General features: G+C 65.8%; 11 protein-coding genes. All 11 read right to left on the bottom strand.

Annotated features, from left to right (window positions below):
- Positions 1-13: 13 nt before the first annotated feature.
- Positions 14-568, bottom strand: coding sequence for a hypothetical protein (locus G9473_RS03070; RefSeq protein ID WP_291135896.1), 555 nt, complete (start codon positions 566-568; stop codon positions 14-16).
- Positions 569-743: 175 nt separating this feature from the next.
- Positions 744-2,201: a serine hydrolase gene (locus G9473_RS03065; protein WP_291135894.1), complete on the bottom strand. Its 1,458-nt coding sequence runs from the start codon at positions 2,199-2,201 to the stop codon at positions 744-746.
- Positions 2,202-2,289: 88 nt separating this feature from the next.
- The gene (gene rplQ / locus G9473_RS03060; RefSeq protein ID WP_291135892.1) at positions 2,290-2,712 is read right to left on the bottom strand and encodes a 50S ribosomal protein L17; all 423 of its coding nucleotides are present in this window, start codon (positions 2,710-2,712) and stop codon (positions 2,290-2,292) included.
- Positions 2,713-2,831: 119 nt separating this feature from the next.
- Positions 2,832-3,887: a DNA-directed RNA polymerase subunit alpha gene (locus G9473_RS03055; RefSeq protein ID WP_034904983.1), complete on the bottom strand. Its 1,056-nt coding sequence runs from the start codon at positions 3,885-3,887 to the stop codon at positions 2,832-2,834.
- Between the two features lie 124 nt (positions 3,888-4,011).
- Positions 4,012-4,401, bottom strand: coding sequence for a 30S ribosomal protein S11 (gene rpsK, locus G9473_RS03050; protein ID WP_034904984.1), 390 nt, complete (start codon positions 4,399-4,401; stop codon positions 4,012-4,014).
- 59 nt (positions 4,402-4,460) lie between these two features.
- Complete coding sequence (gene rpsM, locus G9473_RS03045; RefSeq protein WP_291135888.1) at positions 4,461-4,829, bottom strand: 30S ribosomal protein S13; 369 nt, start codon at positions 4,827-4,829, stop codon at positions 4,461-4,463.
- 338 nt (positions 4,830-5,167) lie between these two features.
- Entirely contained in the window at positions 5,168-5,911 is a 744-nt protein-coding gene (locus tag G9473_RS03040) for an SRPBCC family protein (protein ID WP_291135886.1), read from the bottom strand.
- 59 nt (positions 5,912-5,970) lie between these two features.
- Entirely contained in the window at positions 5,971-6,615 is a 645-nt protein-coding gene (locus tag G9473_RS03035) for an adenylate kinase (protein WP_291135884.1), read from the bottom strand.
- 94 nt (positions 6,616-6,709) lie between these two features.
- The gene (gene secY / locus G9473_RS03030) at positions 6,710-8,074 is read right to left on the bottom strand and encodes a preprotein translocase subunit SecY (protein ID WP_291135882.1); all 1,365 of its coding nucleotides are present in this window, start codon (positions 8,072-8,074) and stop codon (positions 6,710-6,712) included.
- Between the two features lie 173 nt (positions 8,075-8,247).
- Positions 8,248-8,763, bottom strand: a complete 516-nt coding sequence (gene rplO / locus G9473_RS03025) for a 50S ribosomal protein L15 (RefSeq protein WP_291135880.1) — start codon at positions 8,761-8,763, stop codon at positions 8,248-8,250.
- An 87-nt stretch (positions 8,764-8,850) separates the two neighbouring features.
- Positions 8,851-9,027 (bottom strand): 50S ribosomal protein L30, encoded by a 177-nt coding sequence (rpmD, locus tag G9473_RS03020; protein WP_291135878.1) that lies wholly within the window; start codon positions 9,025-9,027, stop codon positions 8,851-8,853.
- Positions 9,028-9,033: the final 6 nt, after the last annotated feature.

The following is a 9,033-nucleotide window of genomic DNA, read 5'->3' as shown; positions in this document are numbered from 1 at the left end:
GGTCGATTGCGCCTCAGCGCAGGCCCCTCACGCCGTCGAAATCGATCCGCGGGCGGCCGCGACCGTCGATCCGGCAGGTGAAGCGGCCGCGGTCGAAATTGCGGCGGAAGCGGAAATTCTCCTCGACCACGATGCGGCCCCTGACCTTGAAGCCGTAACGCTTGCGGTCGACGTCGCGGATCTCGGTCACGTCGGCGAAGCGCCACCCGCCGAAGCGGCGCGCCTGGCGCTCGGCGGCACGCACGCAGCGATCGACCGCGAAGCGCGGATCGCCGAAGCGCCCGCCCCTCCAGCCGCGCCGGTCGCCGCGCCACCCGCGCCGGTCGCCGCGCCAGTTGCGGTCGCGCCAGCGCCGGTCGCGCCAGTCGTCGTCCCCGTCGAAAGCCCCGGCAAGCGCGGCGATCCCGCCGATGACGAGCGCGCCGGCGATGATCTCGCCCGCGCCGATGCCGCCATCGCGGTCGCGGCGGTCGTCGGCCATTGCAGGGCTCGCGGCGCCGAAGGCCAGCGCGCCGGCCGCAACCGTGCCGAGCGCGGACCGGGCGAGTGTCTTGAAAGTGCTCGTCATGGGTCATGTCCTCGCTTTGACCGGGACGGGCGTGTCCCGGCTTCGCAAGAGGCAATGTGTAGGAAAGGGGGTGAGACGAGCCTGAATCCGGCGTGCAGGAAGCGTTCAGCTAAAGGAGGTAAAGCCTGAACAGGCTTATCGAAATCCGATGCCCTACCGCGCGGCTTTGATCAACTTACTCCCCTTCGAGAGCATCCAGCACGTCGCGCGTGAAAGCGGCGATGTCGAAGCGGGTTCCTACGCGGTCCTCGCCCCGGCGCACGATGACGACCTGCCGTGAAGGGACGACGACGACATATTGCCCCCGGTTGCCGCGCGCGGCGAAGGCGTCGTCGGGAATGCCTTCGAAAGCGTTCCCTTCGGGCCGGCGGAAAGTCCACCAGCCCGCACCGTAGCCCCACGCGGTCCCTTCGGGCTGGGGGCCTGCGGGATCGGAGACGTAGTCGCGCCAGCCTTCGGGAAGCAGGCGCTCGCCGTCCGGGCCGATACCGTCGTTGAGATAGAGCTGGCCGAGCGCCGCAAGGTCGCTCGCGGTCGACCAGACCTGCGAGGAGAGGACGTAATTGCCGCGGATATCGGTCTCGGCGACGGTGTCGTCCATGCCGAGCTTGGCGAAGAATTCGTCCGGGGAATAATAGGTCAGCCAGCGCTCGATCGCCTTCACCGCCATCAGCGTGTCGTTGTTGGCGTAGCGATAGACCGTGCCGGGCTTGTGGACGATCGGCCAGTTGGCGGCGCGCTCGTCCACCGTGGTCCCGCCCCAGTAGAGCGGGTCGGTGCGGTTGCCCGGCGTGTCGGAATAGCGGCCCGTCGCCATGCGCAGGGCGTGGTCGATGGTGATGGCGTTCCTCGGATCGCCCTCGGCCCCGGCGCGCCAGTAGTCGAGGCCGACGGGGTCGCTCACTTCGTATTCGCCCGAAAGGACTGCTGCACCGACAAGGGTGGCGGCGATGCTCTTGGCGACCGACCAGGTGCGCTGCGGAGTGTTCTCGTCGAAGCCGGGCGCGTAACGGGCGGAGTCCTCGATCATGGTGCCGTCTGCGCCGACCTGTCGAACAAGCACCGCAGTGGTCCGACCCTCGCCATATCGCTCTGCAAAGGCGTCGGTAAGGACAGAGCCGAGCGGGCCTTGCAGCATCGCCCCGCCCTCGCCGCCATCGACCACCTCAAGTTCGACGATGCGTCCCTCGGCACCCGCAGAATCGCGCTCGGGTTCGGACAGAGGCGCCTCCGGATTGCTCACGTCCTCCGGCGCACCGATGGGAAGGACCGAGCAGCCGGTTTCCTGCCCGTAATAGGCCGCGATCCGGCCCGGCATATCGTCGGCCCACTCGACTTGCACATGGGCGATCTGGCCCGTCGGGCGGCGCACAATCTCGTACGGCAGGTCGCGGATGATTGGGTCGAGCGCAGGGTAGATGCCCGACAGCTCCCATTCGTGCACGCTTTCGGGGCTGCGCGTGGTCCCGTTGCGCTCGGCAATGGCCATCGCGCTGCACAGCATCAGCGCCTTGTACCCGGCTGCAAGCGCCCGGTCGTAGCGCACGTCGAGGCGGTCCTGCGGGGACTGGGCGAGGGCCGGGGTATGCGCGGCGAACACCGCAGCGGCGGCGGCGAGGAGGAGCGTTCTCATGGCCAGCGACACTAGGGCGACAGCGCCAAAAGGAAAGGGGCCGGCGGATCGCTCCGTCGGCCCCTGTCGGTTGCCTGTCGAGAGACGCTCAGGCGTCCTCGTATTCGTCCATCTCGCTCATGTCGGGGCCCGAATCCTGACCCTTCGCGTCCTCGTCGCGGTCGACGAATTCGATCACCGCCAGCTGGGCGCTATCGCTGGCGCGATAACCGGCCTTGATGATGCGGACATAGCCGCCTTCGCGGTCCGAATAGCGCTCGGCCAGCACGTCGAAGAGCTTCTTGAGCTGGGTTTCGTCCTGCAGTCGGCCCATCGCAAGGCGGCGGTTCGAAAGGCCGCCACGCTTGGCGAGCGTGACCAGCTTTTCGACGTAGGGGCGCAGTTCCTTCGCCTTGGGCAGGGTCGTGACGATCTGCTCGTGCTTGATGAGGGCAGCCGCCATGTTGCGGAACAGGGCCTTGCGGTGGCCGGTCTTGCGACCGAGCTTGCGCTGCGAAATACCGTGACGCATCGTTTGTCTTCCTTCGTTCGTAGGGAGCCCGTGTCAGGTAGCTCCATCCCGGTTGCCGTCAGGGCCGCAACCTTCGCCCTTGAAAGGGCTCCGGGCATCGAACCCGGAGCGTCCGTTCCTCAGCCCAGAAGCTCCTGTTCGAGCTTCTTGGCCATTTCCTCGATGTTCTCCGGCGGCCAGCCGGGGATGTCCATGCCGAGGCGCAGGCCCATCGAGGAAAGGACTTCCTTGATCTCGTTGAGCGACTTGCGGCCGAAGTTCGGCGTGCGGAGCATCTCGGCCTCGGTCTTCTGGACGAGGTCGCCGATGTAGATGATGTTGTCGTTCTTGAGGCAGTTGGCGCTGCGGACCGACAGTTCGAGCTCGTCCACCTTCTTGAGAAGGTAGCGGTTGAGCTGGTTCGCGTCGTCTTCCTGCGGCTGCGCGGCATGGCCGATCATCGCCGACTGCGGCTGCGGGATGCCGTCCTCGAAGTGGACGAACAGCGTCAGCTGGTCCTGCAGGATCCGCGCGGCATAGGCGACCGCGTCTTCCGGCGTGACCGTGCCGTCGGTTTCGACCGTGAGCGAGAGCTTGTCATAATCGAGCTCCTGCCCGACGCGGGCATTCTCGACCTTGTAGCTCACCTGACGCACCGGCGAATACAGCGAGTCGACCGGGATCAGCCCGATCGGCGCATCGGCCGGACGGTTCTGGACGGCCGGGGCATAGCCCTTGCCCACGTCCGCGGTCAGTTCCATGTTGAGCGTCGCGCCTTCGTCGAGGTGGCACAGGACGAGGTCCTTGTTCATCACCTCGATGTCGCCGGTGACGGCGATGTCGCCGGCCTTGACCGTGGCGGGGCCGGTCATCGAAAGCTGCAGGCGCTTGGGCCCTTCGCCTTCCATCTTGAGCGCGATCTGCTTCACGTTGAGCACGATGTCGGTCACGTCCTCGCGCACGCCGGCGAGCGAGGAGAATTCATGCAGCACGTTCTCGATCTTGATCGAGGTGATCGCCGCGCCCTGGAGGCTGGAGAGGAGCACCCGGCGCAGGGCATTGCCGAGGGTGAGGCCGAAGCCGCGCTCGAGCGGTTCGGCGACGAAGGTGGTCTTGCGCTGCTTGTCGCCGCCTTCCTTGATTTCGAGAGCGTTGGGTTTCTTGAGTTCCTGCCAGTTCTTCGTGTTGACGGACATGGATTTCCCCTAATTCGCCTTTCAGCGGTTCAAATACGGGACGGGCCGAGGCGCGGTGAGCGGATGCGGCGGACACCCCGTGCGGTGTCCCGGCGGCCGCGGCCGGCCGCCGGACGGGATGCGATCAGACGCGGCGACGCTTGGACGGGCGAACGCCGTTGTGCGGGATGGGCGTCACGTCGCGGATCGAGGTGATGTTGAAGCCAACCGCGGCAAGGCCGCGCAGCGCGCTTTCGCGGCCCGAGCCAGGGCCTTTGACCTCGACTTCGAGCGTGCGCACGCCGTGTTCAGCGGCCTTCTTGCCCGCGTCGTCGGCTGCGACTTGGGCGGCATAGGGAGTCGACTTGCGGCTGCCCTTGAAGCCCATCATGCCGGCGCTGGACCAGCTGATCGCATTGCCCTGCGCATCGGTGATGGTGATCATGGTGTTGTTGAAGCTGGCGTTGATGTGCGCGACGCCCGAAGAAATGTTCTTCTTGTCGCGGCGCCTCACTCGGCCGGGTTCGCGTGCCATTATGCGTGTTCCTCTTGAATTCGGATGAAGGGAAAAGCGTGAAGCTCAGGGAGCCGCGCTTACTTCTTCTTCCCGGCGATGGGCTTCGCCTTACCCTTGCGGGTGCGGGCGTTGGTATGGGTGCGCTGGCCGCGGACGGGCAGCTGGTTGCGGTGGCGCAGGCCCCGGTAGGAGCGCAGGTCCATCAGCCGCTTGATGTTCATCGCGGTCTGGCGACGAAGATCACCCTCGACGGTGTATTCCGAATCGATCGTCTCGCGGATACGCAGCACTTCCTCGTCGGTGAGGTCCTGCACGCGCGCGCTGTGCGGGATGCCCAGCTTGTCCGCGATCTGCACGGCCGTCGTGCGGCCGATTCCGTGAATATAGGTGAGCGCGATAATCACGCGCTTGTTGGTGGGGATGTTTACCCCGGCAATACGAGCCACTTAATTCTCCATGCTCCACAGGGGTTTGCCGGACATCGGCCGGTGCCCCTATCTCATCGCTACAACCATCGAAACGCGCGCGCCCTAGGCCTTTCTCCGTCTGCCGGGCCTTTTGCCCGGCGGTTCAACGGCAAAAAGTCCGGTCGGTGCGCGCGCATGGCGGCGACCTGCCGGACGGGGTTCGAGCGTGTCGAATGAAGCGCGCGCATAGGCCGATTCGCGCGGTGCGTCAACCGCCGCGCGCAAAAGCCACGGACCTGCCCGAAGGAGACGGCCCGTGTTCACCATCATCGTTGGTTACACCGCTTCGCAGGCCCAGTCAAAGGGACGGCTCGGACCTATCGCGGGCTTTTGTCCCCGCTCTCGTCCTCAACAAGGTCGCCGAAGGCTTCCTCCACGCTCGGCCCGCGCTCTGCGGGCGTTTGCTCAATCACCGCTTCGGCTTCGATCTCGGGCTCGGGCTCGGGATCGGGATCGGGCTCCGGCTCGGGTTCGGACTCCGGCTCGGGTTCGGACTCCGGCAGATCCACCTGGCCCAGCAGCCCGGCAAGGCCGGCGAGCTGCTCGCTCATCACCCCGTCGACCGCGCGCGCGATCACCGGCGTCTCGAAGCGCATGAAGCCGCCGACATTATATTCCCACACGATCCGCGTGCCTTCCTCGACCTCGCTGATCGCGATGGTGAGCACGCCCGTCACCGGCTCGGGCTGGAGTGGGCCGAGCGCACCGCGCATCACCAGCGCGCGTTCGGGATAAGCCTGGATCACGCGCATATGCTCTACGCTGCCCTCGAGCGTGAAGCGGCCCGGCTCGTCGACTTCGGGGATGCTCTCGCAAAAGCATCCGCCCGCCTGCGGCGTCAGCCTCAGATTGGCCGCTTCGCCCGACCACGTGTGCGCCGAATTCCACCAGCGCGCCGGGCTGATAAGCGCGAGCCAGACTTCCTTGGGAGTGGCAGAAACGACCGCCTCGTCGCGGGTGACGAAGCTGTTTTCGCCTTGCCGCACGACCTCGGCCGACGCGGGAAACGCCAGCGCGGCGACGCTCGCCGCTGCGATTGCGCGAATGGTGAAACGGGTCATCGGCCTATCCTCCCTCATGCCGCGGCTCTACGAAATCGCAGCGGCCCGGAAAAGAGCGGTCAGGCCAGAACCTTGTCGATCGCGGCGGCGACATCCTCGATCCCCGCCATGCCGTCGATCCGCGTGACGATCCCGCGCGCCTCGTAGCCGGGCAGGATCGGCGCGGTCTTGGCGCGGTATTCGGCCATGCGGTTGCGTACGGTTTCCTCGTTGTCGTCGGGGCGGCGCTTGAATTCGGTCGAGCCGCACGAATCGCACACGCCCGGCGTCTTCGGAGGGTTGGCGGTGTCATGATAGAGCGTGCCGCAATTGGCGCAGGAAAAACGCCCGGTAATGCGTTCGACCAGCGCGTCCTCGTTGACCTCGAGCTCGATCACCCGGTCGAGCGCACGGCCGTGTTTCGCGAGGATTTCGTCGAGCTGTTCGGCCTGCGCCGCAGTGCGCGGATAGCCATCGAAGATCGCGCCCTGCCCCTCGCCCATGTCGGCGAGCTTGGCATCGATCATGGCCGAGACGATGTCGTCCGACACGAGCCCGCCCGAATCCATGATGTCGGCGACGGTGCGGCCGAGCTCGGTGTCGGCCTTGCGCGTTTCGCGCAGCATATCGCCGGTCGAAAGCTGGACCATGCCGTGGCGTTCGACGAGCCCTTTTGACTGCGTGCCCTTGCCCGCACCGGGAGGCCCCAGAAGAATGATGTTCACGAAAGCTCCCCCGTTTGTCGCGCCGAGCCCGGATGGACCTGCGGCGCTCCTCTCATAAGCGGACGGTCACAGACAGTAGTCAAGCGGCAATGCCTCAGCGCATCCGGCCTTTCAACTTCGCCTTCTTGATAAGGTCGCCGTACTGGTGGGCGATCAGGTGCGACTGGATCTGGCTGATCGTATCGACCGTCACGTTGACGACGATGAGCAGGCTGGTCCCACCGAGGAACAGCGGCACGCCGGTCTGGCGGATGACCCATTCGGGCAGCATACACACCAGCGCAAGATAGAGCGCGCCGACCACGGTGATCCGGGTGAGGACATATTCGAGATAGTCCGAAGTCCGCTTGCCCGGCCGGATGCCGGGGATGAAGCCGCCCGCCTTCTTGAGATTCTCCGCCTGCTCCTCCGGGTTGAAGACGACCGCGGTGTAGAAGAAGCAGAAGAAGATGATCCCCGCCCCGTAGAGCGCCATGTAGATCGGCGCGCCGGGTTGCAGATACTGGTTCAGAGTCACGATCACGTTGCCGAAGCCGCTTTCGGTGTCGACCGAATTGCCCGCGAACTGCGAGATGGTCAGCGGAAGGAGCAGCAGCGAGCTCGCGAAGATCGGCGGGATGACGCCCGCGGTGTTGAGCTTGAGCGGGAGGTGCGAACGGTCCGCCTGCATCACGCCCTGCTGGGTCGCGCGCTTGGGATACTGGATCAGGAGCCGCCGCTGCGCCCGCTCGACAAAGGAGATGAGCAGGATGAGCGCGATCACCATGATCACGAAGACGACGATGATCGTCGCCGAAATCGAGCCGGTGCGCCCGCCTTCGAACAGGTTGGCGGCAAAGGTCGGGAACTGCGCGACGATGCCCGCCATGATGATGAGCGACACGCCGTTGCCGATGCCGCGACTGGTGATCTGCTCGCCCAGCCAGAGAAGGAACATCGTACCGCCGACAAGGCTGATGACCGCGCCGATGCGGAACATATAGCCCGGCTGCACGACCGCGCCGATCCCCTGCTGCGACGCGAAACCTTCGAGGCCGACCGCGAGGAAATAGCCCTGGATCGCGCACAGGAAGACCGTGCCGTAGCGCGTATACTGGTTGAGCTTCTGCCGCCCGCTCGCGCCTTCCTTTTTCAGCGCGGCGAGCGTCGGGTGCAGGGCCGAGGCCATCTGCACCACGATCGAGGCTGTGATGTAGGGCATGACGCCGAGCGCGATGAGACTCATGCGCTCGAGGCTGCCGCCCGAGAAGGTGTTGAACAGGTCGAGCACCCCGCCCCGCCCCATCTCGGCAAGATTGCGCAGCGCCGACGGGTTGACGCCCGGCAGGGGCACGAAGCTCAGGAAACGGAACACGATAAGCGCACCGATCGTGAACCAGATGCGCTGGCGCAGCTCGGTCGCCTTGGCGAAATTGCCGAAGTTGAGAGTGCTGGCGAGATTGTCGGCGCGTGATGCCATGTCGTCGTTTCGATCCTAGCCTTCGGCCGCTCGGCGATTGGCGCGAGCGACCCGGATATGGGCGGCCTGCCGACTCTCAGCACCGGAGACTTGCCGGGCCGGGCGGGGCACGCAGAAGCGTAAATAGGGAGCGGGGGGCCGCTTGTCGAACCCCCCGCCCGTATTTTGTCGCATTATTCGCCGGTGTCGCCCGACTTGGCTGCCTTGGCGGCCTTCAACTCGGCATTGGTCGGGGCGGTCACCTCGACGCTGCCACCGGCCTTTTCCACAGCCGCCACGGCGCCCTTGGTCGCACCGGTTACGACGAACTTGGCCTTGGCCGAAAGCTCACCCTTGCCGAGCAGGCGCACGCCGTCCTTGCCGCCGCGCGCCAGACCGCAGGCACGCAGCGCCTCTTCGGTGATGTCGCTCTTCGCATCGAGCTTGCCGGCGTCGATCATCTTCTGGACCATGCCGATGTTCACTTCGGCGTAGTCCTTGCCGAAGGGATTGTTGAACCCGCGCTTGGGCAGGCGCATATGGAGCGGCATCTGGCCGCCCTCGAAGCCCTTGATCGCGACGCCCGAGCGGCTCTTCTGGCCCTTCTGGCCGCGCGCAGCGGTCTTGCCCTTGCCCGAGCCGATGCCCCGGCCCTTGCGGATGCGACCCTTGCGGGCGCCTTCGTTGTCGCGGATGTCGTTGAGTTTCATGATTGCACTCGCTTTCGCTTTTCTTCGCGCTTCAAAATAGGACGAGCCCCCGCCCCAGGCGAGGGCCCGCCAACGGTTCCGTGCCGCTTAGTCGACGATCTCGACGAGATGCGGGATCTTGGCGACCATGCCCCGGATTTCCGGGGTATCCTCGCGCTCGACGACCTTATGCATCTTGCCCAGACCGAGCCCGATCAGCACCTTGCGCTGGCTTTCGGGGCGGCGGATGGGCGAGCCCACCTGCTTGATCTTGATCTTTGCCATTGCCTG

It is taken from the genome of Erythrobacter sp. (assembly GCF_011765465.1).
In the GTDB taxonomy this organism is placed as follows: domain Bacteria; phylum Pseudomonadota; class Alphaproteobacteria; order Sphingomonadales; family Sphingomonadaceae; genus Erythrobacter.
This window is presented reverse-complemented; position numbering and strand designations above follow the sequence as displayed.